This is a genomic window from Micromonospora trifolii, assembly GCF_050516465.1.
In the GTDB taxonomy this organism is placed as follows: Bacteria; Actinomycetota; Actinomycetes; order Mycobacteriales; family Micromonosporaceae; genus Micromonospora; species Micromonospora trifolii.
The window spans coordinates 2,264,337-2,283,497 of the sequence record NZ_CP191526.1; the positions used below are offsets into that span (position 1 = coordinate 2,264,337).

Below are 19,161 nucleotides of genomic sequence, written 5' to 3' on the forward strand. Positions count from 1 at the left end.
CGCCGACTAGCTGCCCCGTGGGCGGGTAACGGCCCGGGGTGGAGCCGGCCGAGTTGTTGCGCCAGGGCGACCAGGTGCTGGTTGCCGTGGTGGAGGTGGCCGGCGCCCTGGTGATCTTTGTTGGCGCGGTGTGGGCGGCGGTGCGGTTCGTGGTCGAGGGACTGCGATACCGCAGCGCCGCCCGCTTCACGCCGATCCGGCTCTCGCTGGGCCGCTTTCTGACCCTCGGCCTGGAATTCCAGCTGGCGGCCGACGTGCTGCGCACGGCGGTGTCCCCGTCGTTCACGCAGATCGGCCAACTGGCCGCCATCGCGACGATCCGAACGGCGTTGAACTACTTCCTGGGCCGCGAGATCCGTCAGGAGCAGAGTCAGGTGGCCGAGGGGGAGCGCCGACCGTGATGGGTGCCCTGGTCACGGCGGTCACCGCCCTGGCGCTGGTCGCCGGGGTGCTCACCACGCTCACCACCGGGGCGCTGCGCAGCGGCGTCCGGGTACTGCTGGACCTGCTCACCGCGGCCGGCCTGCTCCGCCTCGTCGGCGAGCCGGGTTGGAACGGCCTGGCCGGCGCGGTGGCGATCATCGCCCTGCGTCAGCTGCTCGGGGCGGCGCTCAGCCGCCCACCCCCATGGTCCGGCCGACAATCCCCGGCGCGCTGCGCCGAGGACGATCACCACCTACCGTTGGCCTCGACAGGTGAAACGGGAAAAGCGGGAGGATGACCACATGAGCCGGCACGACGAACCGAACGAGTACGGCTACGCCGGCGGTGCCACCGCCCCGGAGCCGCCGCCCGGCGGGAAGCCCGACGAGCAGGATCGCGTCGAGGCGGTGGCGGTGCCGGGTGACGACCTCACCGGACCGACGGCCGAGGCGCTGGTCGAGGAGACCGAGGACCTGCCGCCCGCCGACCGTCGGCACTGAGCGCGAGCCCGCGCGGTTGGTGCGGCGGCGCGGCTCGACGGCGAACCCGGGTTCGCCGCGCCGCCCCTTGGCGCTTCGCCTTCGCCGGGCCGCGCCGGCGCGTTCAGCGGGCGTCGGGGTGCTGGTAGACGTCGGGTACGCCGTCCCCGTCGGCGTCCAGCCGCTCCCGCTCCGCCACCCTCCGGTACGCCGCGTTGCGGCGCCTGAGCACCGTGGCGGCCAACCCGGCGGAGATCACCGAGCCGAGCAGGACGGCCGCCTTGACCCGGTCGTCGGCAGTGCTGCCCGCCCCGAACGCCAGGTCGCCGATGAGCAGCGAGACGGTGAACCCGACGCCGGCCAGCAGGGCGATCCCGAGCAGGTCGGCCCAGGTGATGTCCTCGTCCAGTTCGGCGCGGGTGAACCGGGCCAGCAGGTACGTCGAGCCGAAGATGCCGAGGCTCTTGCCCAAGACCAGGGCGGCGACGATGGCGATCACCATCGGGTCGCTCAGCAGGGCGCCCAGGTCGGTGCCGCGCAGGGTGACCCCGGCGGCGAAGAGGGCGAAGATCGGCACCGCGAAGCCGGCCGACACCGGCCGCCAGCGATGCTCCAGGCGGGCGGCGAGCCCACCCTCGCCCGCCTCCGCGTCGGCGGTGGCCGGCTGGTCGCCGCCCACCCGTCGGCGGGCGAGCACCGGGACCGTGAAGCCGAGCAGGACACCGGCCACCGTGGCGTGCACGCCCGAGGCGTGCATCAGTGTCCAGGCGGCGATCGCGAGGGGGATGAGCGCCCACCACCAGGTACGCCCCCGCTGCACCAGCACCGCGAAGAGCGCGATCGGCGCCAACGCGGCCAGCAGCGGGACGGGATGGAAGTCGGCGGTGTAGAAGATCGCGATGATGGTGATCGCGAAAAGGTCGTCGACCACCGCGAGGGTGAGCAGGAATGCGCGTAGGCCCTGGGGCAGATGTGAGCTGACCACCGCGAGTACGGCGAGCGCGAATGCGATGTCGGTGGCGGTCGGAATGGCCCACCCGCGTAGGCCCTCGCCGCCCGCGCTCAGCACCACCGCCACGTAGATCAGCGCCGGCAGCAGCATCCCGCCGAGCGCGGCCGCCATCGGTAGCGCGGCCCGGCGGGGGTCGCGGAGGTCACCGGCGACGAACTCCCGTTTGAGCTCCAGGCCCACCACGAAGAAGAAGATGGCCAGCAGGCCGTCGGCGGCCCAGGTGGCCAGATTCAGGTCGAGGTGCCAGGGCGCGCCGGGCCAGGGCACCACGTCGCCGAGCCGGGTGTACGAGTCGGACCACGGGGAGTTGGCCCAGATCAGCGCGATCAGAGCGCCGGCCAGCAGCAGCGCGCCACCGACGGTCTCGGTACGCAGCACGTCGGCCAGGTGCCGGGCCTGCGGCCAGGACGATCGGGAGAACAGCCGGATCTTCGACGGACGCGGGCCGGATGGTGGGGTGGGGGAGGTCAACTTCGGGCTCACCTACAGGAGTCGGGACGGCAGGAATCCACTCGCCGACCAGACTTCCCGGCACACCGCTGTCGACCCTATCCGGCGGTGTGGTCGGCGGCGACCGCTGGGCCGATCGGACGCCGTCCGATCGGCCTTCGACTTTTTTTCCCCGATGTCGCCGCTGCCGAATGGGCGTTTGTCGGGTTGGTCATGCGGGCGCACATCTCGCCGCCAGAAAAGGCGTAACTCCGGACATAAGCCGCATGAACCGCTTTAATGGTTTCACGAGTTTAGAGACGACCTTGGGGGTTTTCGTGAAGTTCTTTGGCGTAACCGGACCGGCACGGAGGCGCTCCTGATGGACCTGCTCCGCCAATTGCGCCACGTGCGTCGGCACTGGTGGATCCCGCTGATGACGGTCATGGTGGCGCTCGGCGTCTCGGCGTTCGTGACCGTACGGGCTCAACCCCGCTACGTCGCCTCGGTGACCTTCTTCGTCACCGCCCCCAACTCGGGCATCAGCGACGCCTACCAGGGCGGACTCTTCCTCCAGCAGCGTGTCAAGTCGTACGCCGACCTGCTCAGCAGCGACCGGCTGGCGCAGAGCGTGGTGGTCGATTCCCAGTTGGGCCTCACCGCGGACGAGGTGCAGCGCATGGTGAGCACCTCCACCGAGACGGGCACCGTTCTGCTGCGAGCGTCGATCAACGACACCGACCAGACCCGCGCGCTGCGCGTCGCGGAGATCCTCGCCGCGAAGTTCGTCGAACTCGTGCAGAAGGTCGAGGCAGCGCCCGAGGGCAAGACGCCCATCAAGATTGAAGTGGTCAGTGGCCCACGGGTGACCGCCAGCCCCGTCTCGCCGCTGCCGGTTCGCAACCTCACCCTCGGTGGCCTGGTCGGCCTGCTCCTCGGCGTCGGCCTGGCGATCCTGCGCGGCGTCGCCGACGTGCGGCTACGCGACGCCGCCGGTCTCCAACGCGCCACCGGAAGCCCACTGCTCGGTGAGATTCCGTTCGAGGCCAGCGCCCGCACCGCGCCGCTGATCGTGGGCGATGCCGCGACCTCGGCGCGCGCCGAGGCGGTTCGCAAGCTGCGGACCAACCTGCGCTTCGTGGACGTCCACGAGCCGGCTCGGGTCATCGCCGTTACCAGCGCCCTGCAGGGGGAGGGCAAGACCACGCTCTCCTGCAACCTGGCCATCGCGTTGGCCGAGGCAGGGTGGCGGGTGCTGCTGGTCGACGCGGACCTACGCCGCCCGAAAGTCGACGACTACCTGGGCCTGGACGCTGGCGTCGGCCTCACCGACGTGCTGGTCGGCGACGTGAAGGTGGGCGACGTCGTGCAGCGTTGGGGCGACAAGTCGCTGCTGGTGCTGCCCAGCGGGTCGGCCCCACCGAACCCGAGCGAGCTGCTGGGCTCCAAGGCCATGTCGGACCTGCTGCTGGCGCTGCGCGAGTCGGCGGACATCGTGATCATCGACACGGCACCCCTGCTCGCGGTGACCGACGGCGTGGTGGTGGCCGTGCAGGCCGACGGTGCGCTGCTGGTGACGCAGCAGGGCCGTACCTCGCGGACCCAGGTCGCCGCGGCTGCCCGTGCACTGCACTCGGTCTCGGTCCGGCTGCTCGGCTGCGTGCTGAACATGGCCAAGGTGGCGAAGGCCGAGGCGTACCAGTACGAGGCCTACCGGGTGGTCGCCTCGACGCCCTCGGCGTCGGTGCCGGCCGACCGGGCCGCGTCCGGTCGGCACAGCGCGACCACCGACGGCGTCAACGGAGTCGCCGACCACACCCAGGAACTCACCCGGCTGCCCCGATGAGAGCGGCGAGGGGTCGCAGCGACCGTTCGATCTCCTCGGCGCAGCGTCGGAAGTCGGCCGCGGTCCCGCCGATCGGGTCCCGGAGGTCGTCCGCCTCCGGGCCGGCGGGTTGCAGCCGTCCCCGGGCCTGGGCAGCGGCGGCGATCGCCGCCCGCAACGGGTCGTCGGCCGAGTCGGCGGGCGGCTCGGCTGCCGCGGCCAGCCGGCCGAACTGGCGCAGTGTGAACGTCCGGTGCAGCGCTCCCGGCGCCAACGCGGTGCAGACCGAGCGTTGGCGTCGGGTCGCGGTCAGCACGAGCGTCGCGTCGGCCAGGTACTCGGCTCGCAACACCCGGGTCCGGAACTCCGCCGGGTCCGTGCCGCTCTCGGTCGCGACCTCCATGGCGTACGGATGCATGGCCAGCCCGTCGACCGCGTCGGTGCCGGCGCTGGCCACCTCGACGGGTCGGTCGGCCAGCAGCCGGCGGGCCAGGTACTCGGCCATCGGCGACCGGCACAGGTTGGCGTGGCAGACGAACAACACGCGATCAGCCATCGGTGCCCCTCTCATCGGTGCGGACACGGGCGCTCGCACCATGAGAGCGGTGCGTCGGCGTCGGTGGCCGCGCGGGGAGGGGTTGTCGGCATCGTACGCGGGCCGCACGCCGGCCGGTCGTGGTGCCGCGCCGGCCGCCGGCGATCTCTGCCGGACGGGAGCGTACCGGTGAAGATCGGCATCCTGTCGTACCACTTTCCGCCCGAGCCGGCGTTCATCCCCGGGAGCCTTGCCGAGGAGCTGGCCGCACGTGGGCACGAGGTTCGGGTGCTCACCGGTTTCCCGGACTATCCCGGCGGTCACGTCTATCCCGGTTGGCGGCAGCGCTGGCACCACGAGACGCACAGCGAACGGCTGAGCGTCCGACGGGTGCCCCGGTACCCCGGGGGCGCCGCCTCCGTCGGCGGCCGGATGGCCAGCTATCTCTCCTTCGCCGGCAGTGCGACGCTGGCCGCGCGCCGGTTCCTCGGTGGCGTGGACGCGCTCTACGTCTTTCAACTGCCGGCGACGACCTTCGCCGCCGCCGGCGTGCTCCGGTTGCTCGGGCAGGTGCCGGTGGTGCTGCACGTACAGGACGTCTGGACCCGGGACGGCGCGGACGAGGCGGGCGAGGGGCGTTGGGCGGCGCGGATGGGCAGCGCGATGACCCGGATCTACCGGACCGCTGCGCGGATCGCGGTCGCCGCGCCGTCGATGCGGGACCTGGTGGTGGCCGCCGGCGCGGACCCGGCCCGGGTTCGGTTGGTGCTGAACTGGACCGACGAGCGGATCTTCTACCCGGCGACGCCGGGCGCGGCGGCCCGTCAGTTGGTTCGCCGGGACGGCCGGTGCGTGGTCATGCACGCCGGGACCATCGGGGCGCGGCAGGGGCTGGAGACCGCGGTCCGGGCGGCCGCGGCGCTGGACCGGACGATGGACCTGGTCCTGGTCGGTTCGGGCGCGGCGGAGCGGCGGGTGCGGGGGCTCGCCGCCGAGCTGGGCGCCGAGAACGTCCGCTTCCTGGAGCGACGCTCGCCGATCGACATGCCCGAGCTGTACGCCGCCGCCGACTACCAACTGGTCATGTTGCGCGATCTTCCGGAGCTGCGCGGCACGGTGCCCGGCAAGCTCCAGGCCGCGCTCTCCTGTGCCGCGCCGGTGATCGCGTCAGCCGGCGGGGACACGGCCGAGCTGGTCGAAAGGGCTCGGGCTGGGCTGTCCTGCCCGCCGGAGGACTGGGCGGCGTTGGCCGACCGGTTCTGGTTGGCCGCCACCATTCCTCCGCCGGCCCGCACGGAGATGGGTCGCCGGGGGCGGGCCGCATACCTGCGGGAGATGTCATTGCCCACCGGGGTTGACCAGATCGAGCGGCTGCTGCACGAGGCAGCCGGGCGAATTGCGGAGTCCTTCCACAATCGCGAGGGAATCTCGCCTAAAAAGTCGTAAATGCAAGAACAGTACGAAGTTTCCCAGCGTGTGCTAAAAACGTCAGGGAAATTGACCTTCTGTCCGGTTCAGCGAACGGGAGTGTGGTGTGACGGAAAGCGAACGACCGATCCGGCGGAGAAGCCGGTCCCGGCGTCGTCGGCGAGCCCGACTGCGACGGGCCCTCCTCAGCGCCTTGGTGGTCGGCTCGCTGCTGCTGGCTGCCGGTGGGTGGGTCGGCTTCCGTGGGTGGCAGGCGCGCGCTCACCTGCTCAACGCCGCTGGCCTGGCCCGGGAGTTGAGCGCCCAGGTGGTCGGTGGCGACACTGACCGTGCACTGCGGACTCTCGCCGCCCTTCAGGAGCAGTCTCGCGCGGCCCGATCCGCGACGGCGGACCCGAGCTGGCGGCTTGGCCGGCACACCCCGATCGCCGGCGACGACCTCGACGCCGTCCAGCAGATCGCTGTCGCCATCGACGAGTTGGCCCGGCAGGCATTCCCGACTCTGCTCCGGACGGATCTGACCAGCCTGGTGCCAGCCGGTGGTCGACTGGACCTTGCCCGGCTCACCGCCATCTCCGGCGAGCTGTCCCGGGCGGACGTGTCGGTGCGACGTACGCGCCAGGATCTCGCGGCGGTGCCCGCCGACCGCCTGGTCAGCCAGGTCCGGCAGGCGCTGACCGACCTGCGCGGCGAAGTCGACCGACTGGCCAGCCTCACCACGGCCGCCGACCAGGCTGCCCGCCTGCTGCCGCCGCTGCTCGGCGCGAACGGCCCGCGACGGTACCTGCTGGTCTCGCAGAACCTCGCCGAGTTGCGCGCCACCGGCGGCATGTTCGGCGCCTACGCGATGATGGAGGCGGAGAACGGCGCGGTGAAGATGGGCGAGCAGGGCAGCAGCGCCTCGCTCGGCCAGTTCACACCGGCGTTGAAGGTGCCCGCCGAGACCCGGGCGCTCTGGACCGACCTGCCCGGCATCTATCCCGCCGACGTCAACCTGTCCCCGCACTTCCCGACCGCCGCCGCGCTCTACCGCGAGATGTTCCGCCGCAAGACCGGCACCAAGGTCGACGGCGTGCTCGCCGTCGACCCGGTGGTGCTGTCGTACCTGCTCAAGGCGACCGGTCCGGTCCTGGTGCCCGGCGGGGTGCCGCTCGCCAGCGAGAAGGTCGTGCAGACCCTTCTGAACGACAGCTACCAGCGGCTCGACGTCAAAGAGCAGGACCGCTTCTTCGCGGCGTCGGCTGCCTCGGTCTTTGACGCCTTCTTCAAGAAGAATGTCAACCCGCGGGTGTTGTTGTCCGCATTTGACCGTGCTATCACCGAACGACGGATATTGTTCTGGAGTGCCCGACCTGAGGAACAGCGGACGTTCGGCGAGAGCCGGATGGCCGGGACGCTTCCGGAACAGGACACCGTGCCGACCGTCGGCGTGTTCCTCAACGACGGCAGCGGCGCGAAGCTCGGCTACTACCTGCGGCCGACGGCGAACCTCACGGTCGGCGAATGCCGGTCGGACGGCCGCCGTGAGCTCCGGCTGCGGGTGACCCTGCGCTCAACGGCCCCGAAGTCCGGACTTAGCGACTCCGTGCTCGGCCTCGGTCTGGCAGGCGATCCGTACACCGCCCGCACGTTGGTGTCGATCTACAGCCCGGCTGGCGGAGCGGTGCTGGAGGCCCGGCTGGATGGGGCCGAGACGGCGCTTGGCAGCGGCACCGAACGCCGCCGTCAGGTGGCGACGGCCAGCGTCGATGTCGGCCCCGGCGTCGAGCGGGCGCTGGAGGTCACCGTGCTGACGGCCAAGACCGGCGTCGGACAGGCCGAGCTGTGGCTGACCCCCACCGCGAGCCCCTGGACCACCCAAGTTCATTCCGCACCAAGCTGTGATCAGTAGGAGGGAACCAATCATGCGGCTATCCCGCATCATCATGGCGCTCACGGTCGGCCTGGCCGTGGTGGCCGTGCCGACGGCAGCGGGGGCGGCACAGCCGCAGCCGACGCCCAGCGCGACCACCGACCCGCCGCAACCGCCGCCGTACCCGCCGACCGCCGCGTCGCTGACCGTCAACCGGCCGACGATCTACCTCGGCGAGACGGTGGTGCTGACCGGTACCAACTTCGGCCCGAACGAGACCGTCGACATCGTGGTCACGGTCACTCCGCAGGCCGCTCCGGCCGGCGGTGCGGCTCCGGCTCGCCGGAGCGACGGCAGCACCGTGGCCATGGTCCCGGTGGCCTACCAGGCGAGTGCGCCCCTGACCTTCACGGCGACCACCGACGCCCAGGGCCGCTTCACCAGGAACTACACGCCGTCGGTGACGGGTCTGCTGACCTTCACCGCCACGGGCCGGGAGTCCGGCCGTACCGCCAGCACCGAGCTGCGGGTGCTGCACAAGAAGCAGCCGCTGCCCGTCACGGGTGACAGCCTCGGCACGCCCATGAAGCTCGGCGGCGGCCTGGTCGGCGCCGGAGCGGTGATGCTGCTGCTGACCCTGGCCTGGCGTCGCCGCCAGCGCTTCGGTGGTGCGGCGCACTAATCCACACCACCGGGCTGCGCCCGGATCGCACTGAAGCTGGCGCCCGTCGGAACACTCCGACGGGCGCCAGCCTGTTCGGATAGAGGCCGGCCCGCCAGCGCCGTCCCCTCTGGCCGTCCGCGGCCATCGCACGCTGGTACGGGTCCGACCGCCGACTGCGGCCTTGGCGTGCTGCCAGTAGGGCCTCCGAGGCGGCAGGAGGCGGTCCCTCGGGGAAGTTGCGATGATCGGAACCGATCCCAAGGGACCCTGTGTCCGTCTTGTGGGATTTTTGTGCGATCAGCCGACTCGTGATCGACTCGGGTTTCATGAAGTCGGGGTGTCCCGGGCTCCGGGAAGCCCCGACTTCCGTGAACCCGAGTGGATCATCCCGGTCTGGGGTGGGTGGGGCTCTGCTGGCGGGGCGGTGTGGGCGGTTTGTCCGCTTGAGGTGTCCGTGGGGTGGTGACCGGGCGCACCCTCAGGTTGGAATCATGGCGGGGTCGGGGTCGTTGCATATCCTGACGATCGCAGTACCACCGACCGGCCGCCCGACCGCTGGGGGCTGGTCGCGCAGGTTGGAATGCCGGCCCGCACCCGGTCGTTGCAGTCCCGACGACCGATCGCCTGGCACCGCCACGATGAGGGTGCCGATGGATGGGCCAACCCGGAATGACCTCGGCCCCCCGGTCGTTACATCTGGACCCGGCGCCACGAGCCCCCGCTCGCTAGGTCGCCGACCCGACGCCCGACAGGGCGTCACCCCCCCAGACTTCTTCCCCTTTGCATGCGCAGCGCCGGACGAGGTGCTCACACCCTGCCGCCACCCCCCTGGCGGTTCGGGTGTCCTACCCCCGAAGGAGCTACCCCTCATGAACACGATCTTCCGTAAGAGCATGCTGTCTGTTGCTGGTCTCGCGTTCGCCGGTGGTGTCTTCGCCGGCCCGATCGCCGCCCACGCCGCCACCCCGGCCGACGGCAAGCCCGTCGCCGTGGCAGTGCAGCAGTCGGCGTCGAAGCCGCAGGGCGAGCAGTCCCGCATCACCCTCAACGACGAGCAGAGCGCCAACGTGAAGGCGATCATCGCCGCCACGAAGAAGGCCGGCCTGCCCGAGCGGGCCGCGGTCATCTCGATCGCGACGAGCCTGCAGGAGTCGAAGCTGGAGAACCTCGGTCACCTGGGCGACATGAACGACCACGACTCGCTGGGTTTGTTCCAGCAGCGCCCGTCCAGTGGTTGGGGTACGCCGGAGCAGATCACCGACCCTGAGTACTCGACGACCGCGTTTTTGAAGGGTCTGAAGCAGGTTGATGGTTGGCAGGACATGCCGCTGACCGACGCCGCGCAGACGGTGCAGGTGTCGGCTTACCCGGACGCCTACGCCCAGTGGGAGCAGCAGGCCACCGACCTGGTTGGCCAGTACTGGAACAGCTGACCCCGCACCACCCGCAGAACACGCACACCAGCACCACCGCACGACAAGACCACAGCACAGCACCGACGCTGGCCGGCACCCAACCCCGGGTGCCGGCCAGCGGCGTACCCCGGTCAGTTCTTGTGGTTGTGGGTGCGCCAGATATCGATCAGCGCGGCGATCAGCGCGAGCGCGATGATGCCGGTGGCGAGCATGAGGGACTGTTCGAAGGCGGTGGTCCAGTCGCCCCGACTGTCGGCCAGCGTGGAGAAGAACAGCGAGCCGACGGCGGCGATGCCGGCGGCGGCGCCGATCCGCTGGCCGGTCTGGAGCATGCCCGCGCCGCTGCCCGCCTGATCGACAGGCACCTCGGAGAGGGTGATCGTCTGGTTGGGGGCGATCACCAGCCCGCTGCCGATACCGGCGACGAGCAGCGGGCCGGTGGTGACCCAGGGCGCCGGGGCGTCCGGGAAGAGGTGCAGTGCGATCACTGTGGCGGCCAGTCCGACGACCACGGTGAGCAGTCCGATGGCGACCAGTGGTCGGCCGAAGCGGTTGACGATGCGGCCACCGAGGACGGCGGCGGCCGCGGAGCCCAGGGCGAAGGGCGTGATGGCCAGGCCGGCGATGAGTGCGCTGTAGCCGAGCCCCATCTGAAGGAACAGGGTGAAGATGAAGAAGATCGCGGTGAAGCCACCGAAGTAGACGAGCGCCAGGATCGAGCCCAGCGTGTACGACTGGAAGCTGAACAGCCGAAGGTCGAACAGGGGTTGGTGGTGGCGTCCGTACCGGCGTTCCCAGAGCCCGAAGGCGACCAGCACCGCCAGGCCGACCGGGATGAGCGCCCACTTCCACGGGGTCCGCCACTGCTGCTCCTGCACCAGTGGCAGCAGTACCAGGACCACACCGATGCCGAGCAGCAGGACGCCGACGGGGTCGAGTCGATGCCAACCGCGTTGACCGGCGGGGCGGCCGGGCAGCAACCGCCAGCCGAGGATCACCGCGAGGACACCGACCGGCACGTTGACGAAGAAGACCCAGCGCCAGCCGTGTTCCTCGCCGCCGATGGCGATGAGCAGCCCGCCGAGCAGCGGCCCGACGGCGGTGGAGATGCCGATGGTGGCGCCGAGCAGCCCGAACGGGCGGGCGCGTTCGGGCCCGCGGAACAGTTGCTGGATCAGCCCGATGACCTGCGGGTTGACGATGCCGGCGGCGGCGCCTTGCAGCAGTCGGGCGATGACCAGCCAGGTCGGGGACGCGGCGAGGCCGGCGAGCGCGCTGGTGATGGTGAACAGCGCGATGCCGAAGACGAACGCGTTGCGCCGACCGCGGGCGTCGCCGAAGCGGCCGGCGGGCACCAGCGCCAGGCCGAAGGTGAGCGCGTACCCGGAAAGGATCCACTGCAGGTCGCTCGACGACGCGTGCAGCGCCCGGTCGATGGACGGCACCGCCACGTTGACGATGCTCACGTCGAGCAGCGTCATGAAGGCGGCGACGAGTCCGACGCCGACCGCCTGCCAGCGTCGTCGGTTCTCGGCCGCGGACACCGGCTGCGGCGTCTGCGCCGCGCTCATCGTGCCCCCCGTCGACCCTCGGTCATGCATGGTTGACCGCTACCCGGGTCTTCGGGGGGCGAACCGTGCCGGTTGGTTCCGCGGGTCACGCCATCTGGCGGGCGCAGAACCGGGGACCGAAGTCGAGGCCGGCCATCGGTGAGTCCTCGCGGTGCAGCAGGCCCTTCTCGGTGAGCAGGTGCAGGGGGCTGCCCACCTGCTCCTGGGTGAGCCCGGATTCCTCGGCGATCAGGTCCGGGTAGGGCACCTGCCCGCGTGCCTCAAGGGTGGTGACCGCCTGGTACACCCGTTGCTCGGCCTCCGACAGTTGCACCTGCTGCATGGTTCCTCCTCGTGCTCGTCCGCCACTGCGGTGGCGGTTGCCGTGCGCCGGTTACCCCCTCGGTGCCCGAAGATGCACACCCGATCGGGCGGTCGCGACGGCGGGCGGGTCCGGCGGTCGGGCCGGGGCGTTGCCCTAGGCTGCTTCCGTGATCGTTTGGGATCTCGTCGTCGTTGGTGCTGGCCCCGCGGGGCTGTCCGCGGCACATGCCGCTGCCCGTGCGGGCATCTCCACCCTTGTCGTCGAGCGAGCCGTGCACCCGCGGTACAAGACCTGCGGCGGTGGCCTGATCGGCACCTCGCTGACGGCCGTTCAGGATCGGATCGAGGTGCCCGCGCACGACCGGGTGGACCGGGTGACGTTCACCCGCGACGGCCGTCGGGAGTTCACCCGCCGCAGCGGCAATCCGGTGGTGACGATGGTGCGCCGCGAGGAGTTCGACGACCGGCTGCGCGCGGCGGCGGTCGCCGCCGGCGCGCAGCTACGGGAGCGGGTCGCGGTCCGCGCGATCGAGCAGGACCCCGAGGGGGTACGCCTGCGGCTGGCCGACGGTACGACGATCGCGGCTCGTGCCGTGATCGGGGCGGACGGCTCGTCGGGGGTGACCGGCCGTCACGTCGGGGTTCGGTACCGGCAGGTGGATCTGGGTCTGGAGTTGGAGATTCCGGTGCCGCCCGCCGAGCAGGAGCGGTGGCGGGGTCGGCTGCTGCTGGACTGGGGCGACATGCCGGGCTCGTACGCCTGGGTCTTTCCCAAGGGTGACCGGCTGACCGTCGGCGTGATCGCCGCGCGGGGTGCGGGGGAGGGGACCCGCGACTATCTGCGGCGGTTCGTCGACCGGTTGGGTCTGACCGGGTTGCCGGCGGAGCACGACTCCGGTCACCTGACCCGTTGCCGGGCGGAGGATTCACCGTTGCGCAACGGCCGGGTGCTGGTCGTGGGGGATGCGGCGGGGCTGCTGGAGCCGTGGAGCCGGGAGGGCATCAGCTTCGCGTTGCGCTCCGGCGAGCTGGCCGGAGCGGCGGTCGCGGGCGGTGACCTGGCCGGGTACGAGCGGGCGGTGGCCGAGCGTCTGCTGCCGGAGATGCGGGCGGGGTTCCGGCTGCTCGACGTGTTCACCCGCCGCCCGGACGTGTTCCACGCCCTGTTGGCGACCCCGCCGGGCTGGCGGATGTTCGTGCAGTTCTGTCAGGGGCGGGCGAGCTTCGACGAGATGCTGCGCCGCCGCCCGATCCGGGCCGCCCTTGCGGTGCTCGACCGGTTGTCCCATCCATCACGCCAGGCCACCACCGCTCACCCAGGATCCTAGGACGCCTTACAGGGTGTGTGCGCGGCTACTGGTGCCGACCGGCCCGGCCGCCGGACAATCACAGCGGAGCTGGAGGAGGCGCTGATGACCGAGCAACCGTTCACCGACGACGAGTACGCGTTTCTGCGCCACGCGCGGTTCGGGGAGCTGCCGCCCGCCGTCCGTCCGGACGAGCGGATGGCCCTGACCGAAACCGATCCCGGGCGCGACCGGCCGGAGGAGTCCGAGGACCCGATCCGCTGGAACGTGCAGGGCTGAGAACGCGCGACGGGCCGCGGGTGTCGCCACCCACGGCCCGTTCGTGATGCGTTTCGGTCAGAAGACCGGCACGCCCTCGCGTACCAGACGCCAGTTGGGCTGGAAGAAGTCGGCCGGGTCGATCGTCCCCTTGGCCTGCGCCCAGTCGATGAGCAGCTGACGGATCTCCTGCTGCGCGTTGTAGACCTGGGTCTTCACGATGCCGGGGAAGTTGCCACCGCCGCTGCGCCGGTAGTTGTTCACCGCCACCACGAACTGGGCGTTGTCGGCCACCGGAGTGTCGGTGCCGGCCAGCACCAGGCGGGTGATCCGCTGCCCGACCGGCTTGGAGATGTCGATGTCGTAGTCCAGGCCGGAGAAGACGTCGTAGTTGTAGTCCGGCACGGCCGGGTCACTGATCTGCTCCGGGTCGACCGGGGCGCCCGGCGCGAGGGTGCGGAAGAACTTCGCCGAGTACTCCAGGTACGCGCGCACCTCTGCGCCGCTGAGCACGACCGCCTCGAGGGTGTTGTCGTACACGTACAGGCCGGCCACGTCGCGGATCTTCACGTCGCCGGCGGGGAAGACCGCGGTCCGGCTGAACGGCGCCGCGATCGACAGCACCGGCAGGTCCGCGTACGCGGTGCCGGCCAGCGCCGCGCCGACCACCTCGGTCTGCACGTGGTTGATGAAGTCCAGGATCGGCGTGTCCTTGTACCGCGACTCCGCCGCTGACAACTCCACGGTGGACGTCGCCACGACCTGGTTGACGTACGCCACGGTCTTCTGGTGCTGGGCCCGCACGGCGGCGAGCACCTTCGGGTCCTCGACCACCGTGTTGGTGTTCAGCATCGTGGCGGCCTTCTTGGTGATCGTCCACCGGCCCCGCTCGCGGGCGAGGGTGAAGTCCATCCGGGTGAGCCGCTGGCCCCACTTCGAGGGCTCGGAGAGCAGCACCTGCGTGCCGGTGCGCTCGTTGGTGACGAACCGCTCGACCACCTCGTTGTGCGCGTGACCGAAGAGGATCGCGTCGATCCCCGGCACCTGCTGGGCGATCAGCGCCACCGGGTTCTCGTTCGGCAGCTCGGGGCCGTAGCTGGAGGTGCCGCTGTCCCCGCCGTGCGCCGAGATCAGCACGAGGTCCGCGCCGCGGGCCCGCATGATCGGCACCCACTTCGCGGCGGTCGCGATCATGTCGTCGAAGCGCAGCTTGCCCTCGACGTTGCCCTTGTCCCAGATGGCCACACCGGGGTTGGTCAACCCGAGGATGCCGACCCGCAGGGTCGGCGCGGCGAAACCGAGGGAGACCTTCTTGATGACGTACGGCAGGAAGGCCGGCTTGCCGGTCTTCGCGTTGACGGCGTTCGCGGCGAGCGCCGGGAAGCCGAGCTGACGGATCCACAGGTCCAGCAACGGCAGACCGTAGTTGAACTCGTGGTTGCCCAGGGTCACCGCGTCGTAGTCGATGACGTTCATGGCCCGTGCCATCGGGTGCTTCTCCCCGGTGGCGGTGATCGGCTCCTGCTTGGCGTAGTACGTGGCCAGCGGCGTGCCCTGGATAGTGTCGCCGGCGTCGAGCACCAGCGTCGCCTTGCCGCGCCGCTCCCGACGGATCTGGTTGATCAGGGTCGCCAGCTTCGCGACGCCGATGTCGTTCTGCTTGCTGTCGTCGTACTCGGCGTCGCGGTAGTAGTCCCAGTTGTAGACGTTGCCGTGCGTGTCCGACGTGCCCAGGAGGGTGAGGTCCCAGGTGCGCGGCCGGGCCGCGCCGGCCGCCTGCGCGGGCGCGGCGGCGATCAGCGGGGTGGTCGCCGCGGCCGCCGCGGCGACGAGCACCTGGCGGCGCGACGGGCCGGAGGGAGAGGTCATGACGTGCCTTTCCATGGGGGTGGACGCGCCTCGTGAGCGCCTTGCGCACGATAACCAGCACTCGACACTCCCACCACGGCAGCCCCGATCGTTGCAGCGGTTTCCGCAGGCGGACGCAGGGTAGGGCGGTCAGGGACGACATTCGCGGGAGAGCCCCGCTTCCCGCGCGCACCGAGGAGATATCAGTGAGCGAGGACCAGCACACCCAGCAGGACCCGACCAGCCAGTACGGCCAGCAGTCCGGTCAGCCCGCACAGCAGCAGTCAGCGCCCGGCTCGACCGGGCAGATGACCCCGAAGCCGGACCACGGGGAGGAGTCGTACCGGGGCAGCGGCAAGCTCGATGGCAAGCGGGCGCTGATCACCGGCGGTGACTCGGGGATCGGCCGGGCGGTAGCGATCGCCTTCGCCCGGGAGGGCGCGGACGTGCTCATCTCCTACCTCGACGAGGAGGAGGATGCCGACGCCCGGGAGACCATCCGGCTGGTCGAGGCCGCCGGCCGGCGGGGCGTCGCCGTGCGCGGTGACATCACCGACGAGGCGCACTGCCAGGAACTTGTCGATCGGGCGGTGCGCGACCTGGGCGGCCTCGACATCCTGGTCAACAACGCGGCGTACCAGATGTCGCAGGACAAGGGGATCCTCGGCATCAGCACCGAGCAGTTCGACCGGGTGTTCAAGACCAACCTGTACGCGATGTTCTGGCTCTGCAAGGCCGCCATCCCGCACCTGGCCGAGGGGTCGGCGATCATCAACACGTCGTCGATCCAGGCGTTCGACCCGTCGCCGCAACTGCTGGACTACGCCACCACCAAGGCGGGGATCGCCAACTTCACCAAGGCCCTCGCCGCCGACCTGGCCGAGCAGGGCATCCGGGTCAACGCGGTCGCACCGGGCCCGGTGTGGACGCCCCTGATCCCGGCCACCATGCCGGAGGAGAAGGTGAAGCAGTTCGGCACCGACACCCCGGAGGGACGTCCCGGGCAGCCGGCTGAGCTCGCGCCCGCGTACGTCTTCTTCGCCTCGCAGGAGTCCAGCTACGTGACGGGCGAGATCCTGGGGGTCACGGGCGGTCGACCGACCAAGTGACCCGCCGTCGGGTGGGCATCCGCTCGGGACGCCCACCCGGTCAGCGGGGCCAACTCGCGCCGCTTGTTCGCGCGGCTCGCTGGTCAGCGTGGCCAGGCGGCGAAGCGTTGCCGGATTTCGGCGACGTCGGCGGCGCCCAGGCCGTACCGGCCGAAACGCTGGTCGGAGAGCCGGTCCAGGTAGCGGCCGGCGGCGCGCACGTCGTCCGGGTCCAGCGCGGGGTCGACCTGCCGTGCCAGCACCAACAGCTCGGTCACGTCGTAGTGGTCGAGGGCCGCCGCCACGTCGATGAAGTCGCGAACCTCCCGCCGGTTGACCAACGCCGCGATCTTGTTCGCCACCAGGTCACGGACGTCCATCACCGGGCCGAGGTCCATCACCACCGGGCTCTGCTGGCGGTCCAACCGGGCGAGGCTGAGCCGGATCTGCCGTCCGTCGCGGCTCACCACGAAATCCTTCATGTCCTGCTCGTACCCGTCGAACAGTTCGGCCAGCTCACTGTCCGGGTCGGCGTCGCTGACGATGAACCCGGCCCGCTCCAGGGCCACCCGCACCCCGGCCGACGCCGCCGCCGCGGCGCCCTCCACATCCGCGAAGAGGTCGACGTCCTCCGTCGGTCGGGCGACCAGCCCGTGCGCCGCCCACGCCACCCCACCGCCCAGAACGAACCGGTACGGCCCGGCGGCGGCGAGCGCCACCCGGGCCACCTCCCGGTAGAACTCGTGCAGATGAGGTTCGATCACGCCGCGCGCAGGCCGCGGTGCCGGCTCTCCCACGCCTGGCGTACGCCCCGAGGCAGGTTGAGCAGTCGCCACACCCGACGCAGCGTCCGCCCGTTGATCAGAGCCCGCAGATCCTCGGCCCGGGTGGTCTCGCGAAGCACGTTCTCGTACATCCAGAGCAGCTGGTCGGGGTCGCCGAGGTCGAAGGTGCGCTCGGCGTTCCACATCAGCCGTACCGGCAGCTCCACCACACCTCGGGTGGGGCCGGCCAGCTCGGCGAGCGTCCGCGCCACCACAGCGGGGCGACCCGGGCGGGCCAGAAAGGCCACGCCGGTCGCGATGGGGGAGACGGCCTGCATGGTGTCAGGGTAACGCCCACCAGAGCCGGTGTCGCTCAGGTCGAACCCAGAGCGCTGCTCCAGGCGCGCCGGCATGGCCCTGCCCGGTGGCGAAGTCTGTCCGGTTTGTGTGTGCTGGTGCGTTCGGTTAGTCGTGATCGACTCGGGTTCCTTGATATCGCGGCGTTCCGGCGTCCCGGATGCCTCGACTTCCGTGAACGCGAGTGGATCACGCGGGTGAGGGTGATTCGACCGCGCAGGCCCGGCGTGCGCGTGGGCGGTTTGTCCGTTGGTGGGTGCTTGTGGGGTAGAGACCGGCCGCACCCGTGGGCTGGAATCATGGCCGGGCCGGGGTCGTTACATATCCTGACGATCGCAGTACCACCGACCCGCCGCCCGACCGCTGGAGGCTGGTCGCGCAGGTTGAAATGCCAGCCCGCACCCGGTCGTTACAGTCCCACGAACGACCGCAGGCACCGCCACGATGAGGGTGCCAATGGATGGGCCAACCCCGGAATTGCCCCGGCCCCCCGGTCGTTACATCTGGACCCGGCGCCGCGAGCCCCCGACTCGTTAGGCCGCCGACCCGACGCCCGAGAGGGCGTCGCCCCCTCAGACTTTCCCCCTTTGTTAGTGCAGCGCCGGACGAGGTGCTCACACCCTGCCGCCGCCCCCTGTTGGCGGTTCGGGTGTTCTACCCCCGAAGGAGCTACCCCTCATGAACACGATCTTCCGTAAGAGCATGCTGTCTGTTGCTGGTCTCGCGTTCGCCGGTGGTGTCTTCGCCGGCCCGATCGCCGCCCACGCCGCCAGCCCGGCCGATGGCAAGCCCGTCGCCGTGGCCGTGCAGCAGTCGGCGTCGAAGCCGCAGGGCGAGCAGTCCCGCATCACCCTGAACGACGAGCAGAGCGCTAACGTGAAGGCGATCATCGCCGCCACGAAGAAGGCGGGCCTGCCCGAGCGGGCCGCGGTCATCTCGATCGCGACGAGCCTGCAGGAGTCGAAGCTGGAGAACCTGGGTCACCTGGGCGACGCCAACGACCACGACTCGCTGGGCTTGTTCCAGCAGCGCCCGTCCAGTGGTTGGGGTACGCCGGAGCAGATCACCAACCCCGAGTACTCGACGACCGCGTTTTTGAAGGGTCTGAAGCAGGTTGATGGTTGGCAGGACATGCCGCTGACCGACGCGGCGCAGACGGTGCAGGTGTCGGCTTACCCGGACGCCTACGCCCAGTGGGAGCAGCAGGCCACCGACCTCGTCGCCCAGCACTGGAACAGCTGACCCCGCACCACCAAACGGTAAGCACGCAGCACGCAGCACCACCGCATGACACCGACCGCTGGCCGGCACCCCAACCCCGGGGTGCCGGCCAGCGGCACTTCCGTCTCCGTGCGGCAGGCACATGTCACTGGTCACTGGTCAGTGGTTGCGGATGCCGCGACGCCGGGTGCCTGCCGGAAGTGGATGCCGCGCCACCGACGACGGATGCCGCCCGCCGGAAGGGGATGGCGCGCTCCGGAAGCGGATGCCGCCCCGCCGGAGGCGGATGGCGCGGTTCGGTCGGTGGCTGCCAGAAGATCTTGGACACTTTCCGTTCCGCACGAACGGAAGCGGGGGAACAACGCGGGGTGCGGGCTGGTTG

Annotated in this window: 19 protein-coding genes; 12 read left to right on the top strand and 7 right to left on the bottom strand. The window is 70.8% G+C overall.

Annotated features, from left to right (window positions below):
* Positions 1–38: 38 nt before the first annotated feature.
* Genes ACQRWP_RS10470 through ACQRWP_RS10480 form a run of 3 tightly spaced genes read left to right on the top strand, consistent with a single transcriptional unit; the run spans position 39 to position 923 of the window.
* Entirely contained in the window at positions 39–401 is a 363-nt protein-coding gene (locus tag ACQRWP_RS10470; protein WP_430502052.1) for a DUF1622 domain-containing protein, read from the top strand.
* Positions 401–721: a hypothetical protein gene (locus ACQRWP_RS10475; protein WP_430502053.1), complete on the top strand. Its 321-nt coding sequence runs from the start codon at positions 401–403 to the stop codon at positions 719–721. The genes ACQRWP_RS10470 and ACQRWP_RS10475 overlap by 1 nt, the downstream gene beginning before the upstream one ends.
* 4 nt (positions 722–725) lie before the next feature.
* Positions 726–923, top strand: a complete 198-nt coding sequence (locus tag ACQRWP_RS10480) for a hypothetical protein (protein WP_238677938.1) — start codon at positions 726–728, stop codon at positions 921–923.
* Between the two features lie 103 nt (positions 924–1,026).
* Here the strand turns inward: ACQRWP_RS10480 and nhaA are convergent, their stop codons facing one another.
* Positions 1,027–2,385 (bottom strand): Na+/H+ antiporter NhaA, encoded by a 1,359-nt coding sequence (gene nhaA / locus ACQRWP_RS10485; RefSeq protein WP_430503175.1) that lies wholly within the window; start codon positions 2,383–2,385, stop codon positions 1,027–1,029.
* Between the two features lie 340 nt (positions 2,386–2,725).
* Here nhaA and ACQRWP_RS10490 point away from each other — a divergent pair, with 340 nt between their 5' ends.
* Positions 2,726–4,189: a polysaccharide biosynthesis tyrosine autokinase gene (locus ACQRWP_RS10490; protein WP_430502054.1), complete on the top strand. Its 1,464-nt coding sequence runs from the start codon at positions 2,726–2,728 to the stop codon at positions 4,187–4,189.
* Here ACQRWP_RS10490 and ACQRWP_RS10495 read toward each other — a convergent pair.
* A complete protein-coding gene (locus ACQRWP_RS10495) occupies positions 4,170–4,724 on the bottom strand; it encodes a low molecular weight phosphatase family protein (protein WP_430502055.1) in 555 nt (184 codons plus the stop codon). The two genes, ACQRWP_RS10490 and ACQRWP_RS10495, sit on opposite strands and share 20 nt — an antisense overlap.
* Before the next feature lie 168 nt (positions 4,725–4,892).
* On the opposite strand from ACQRWP_RS10495, the gene ACQRWP_RS10500 reads away from it, so the two are divergent.
* The 4 genes from ACQRWP_RS10500 (at position 4,893) to ACQRWP_RS10515 (ending at position 10,080) form a co-directional block, all read left to right on the top strand.
* Entirely contained in the window at positions 4,893–6,149 is a 1,257-nt protein-coding gene (locus tag ACQRWP_RS10500) for a glycosyltransferase family 4 protein (protein WP_430502056.1), read from the top strand.
* Positions 6,150–6,237: 88 nt separating this feature from the next.
* Entirely contained in the window at positions 6,238–8,022 is a 1,785-nt protein-coding gene (locus tag ACQRWP_RS10505) for a DUF4012 domain-containing protein (protein WP_430502057.1), read from the top strand.
* A 13-nt stretch (positions 8,023–8,035) separates the two neighbouring features.
* Positions 8,036–8,665 (top strand): hypothetical protein, encoded by a 630-nt coding sequence (locus ACQRWP_RS10510; protein ID WP_430502058.1) that lies wholly within the window; start codon positions 8,036–8,038, stop codon positions 8,663–8,665.
* 851 nt (positions 8,666–9,516) lie between these two features.
* A complete protein-coding gene (locus ACQRWP_RS10515; protein ID WP_430502059.1) occupies positions 9,517–10,080 on the top strand; it encodes a hypothetical protein in 564 nt (187 codons plus the stop codon).
* Positions 10,081–10,193: 113 nt separating this feature from the next.
* On the opposite strand, the gene ACQRWP_RS10520 is transcribed toward ACQRWP_RS10515, so the two are convergent.
* Both ACQRWP_RS10520 and ACQRWP_RS10525 read right to left on the bottom strand, forming a co-directional pair.
* The gene (locus tag ACQRWP_RS10520) at positions 10,194–11,633 is read right to left on the bottom strand and encodes an MFS transporter (RefSeq protein ID WP_430502060.1); all 1,440 of its coding nucleotides are present in this window, start codon (positions 11,631–11,633) and stop codon (positions 10,194–10,196) included.
* Positions 11,634–11,718: 85 nt separating this feature from the next.
* Positions 11,719–11,955 carry a hypothetical protein gene (locus tag ACQRWP_RS10525; RefSeq protein WP_112587077.1) on the bottom strand — a complete coding sequence of 79 codons (237 nt, stop codon included), beginning with the start codon at positions 11,953–11,955 and terminating at the stop codon, positions 11,719–11,721.
* 148 nt (positions 11,956–12,103) lie between these two features.
* Here ACQRWP_RS10525 and ACQRWP_RS10530 point away from each other — a divergent pair, with 148 nt between their 5' ends.
* Positions 12,104–13,264, top strand: coding sequence for a geranylgeranyl reductase family protein (locus ACQRWP_RS10530; RefSeq protein ID WP_430502061.1), 1,161 nt, complete (start codon positions 12,104–12,106; stop codon positions 13,262–13,264).
* A gap of 84 nt (positions 13,265–13,348) precedes the next feature.
* The gene (locus ACQRWP_RS10535; RefSeq protein WP_430502062.1) at positions 13,349–13,522 is read left to right on the top strand and encodes a hypothetical protein; all 174 of its coding nucleotides are present in this window, start codon (positions 13,349–13,351) and stop codon (positions 13,520–13,522) included.
* Between the two features lie 57 nt (positions 13,523–13,579).
* Here the strand turns inward: ACQRWP_RS10535 and ACQRWP_RS10540 are convergent, their stop codons facing one another.
* Positions 13,580–15,370: a bifunctional metallophosphatase/5'-nucleotidase gene (locus ACQRWP_RS10540; protein ID WP_430502063.1), complete on the bottom strand. Its 1,791-nt coding sequence runs from the start codon at positions 15,368–15,370 to the stop codon at positions 13,580–13,582.
* Positions 15,371–15,555: 185 nt separating this feature from the next.
* On the opposite strand from ACQRWP_RS10540, the gene ACQRWP_RS10545 reads away from it, so the two are divergent.
* The gene (locus ACQRWP_RS10545; protein WP_430502064.1) at positions 15,556–16,458 is read left to right on the top strand and encodes an SDR family oxidoreductase; all 903 of its coding nucleotides are present in this window, start codon (positions 15,556–15,558) and stop codon (positions 16,456–16,458) included.
* 83 nt (positions 16,459–16,541) lie between these two features.
* Here ACQRWP_RS10545 and ACQRWP_RS10550 read toward each other — a convergent pair whose 3' ends face one another.
* Together ACQRWP_RS10550 and ACQRWP_RS10555 are read right to left on the bottom strand one after the other, a co-directional pair.
* Positions 16,542–17,201 carry a nucleotidyl transferase AbiEii/AbiGii toxin family protein gene (locus tag ACQRWP_RS10550; protein WP_145788333.1) on the bottom strand — a complete coding sequence of 220 codons (660 nt, stop codon included), beginning with the start codon at positions 17,199–17,201 and terminating at the stop codon, positions 16,542–16,544.
* Positions 17,198–17,539 (bottom strand): hypothetical protein, encoded by a 342-nt coding sequence (locus tag ACQRWP_RS10555; RefSeq protein ID WP_430502065.1) that lies wholly within the window; start codon positions 17,537–17,539, stop codon positions 17,198–17,200. The genes ACQRWP_RS10550 and ACQRWP_RS10555 overlap by 4 nt, the downstream gene beginning before the upstream one ends.
* A gap of 697 nt (positions 17,540–18,236) precedes the next feature.
* Here ACQRWP_RS10555 and ACQRWP_RS10560 point away from each other — a divergent pair.
* Positions 18,237–18,800, top strand: coding sequence for a hypothetical protein (locus ACQRWP_RS10560; protein ID WP_430502066.1), 564 nt, complete (start codon positions 18,237–18,239; stop codon positions 18,798–18,800).
* Positions 18,801–19,161: the final 361 nt, after the last annotated feature.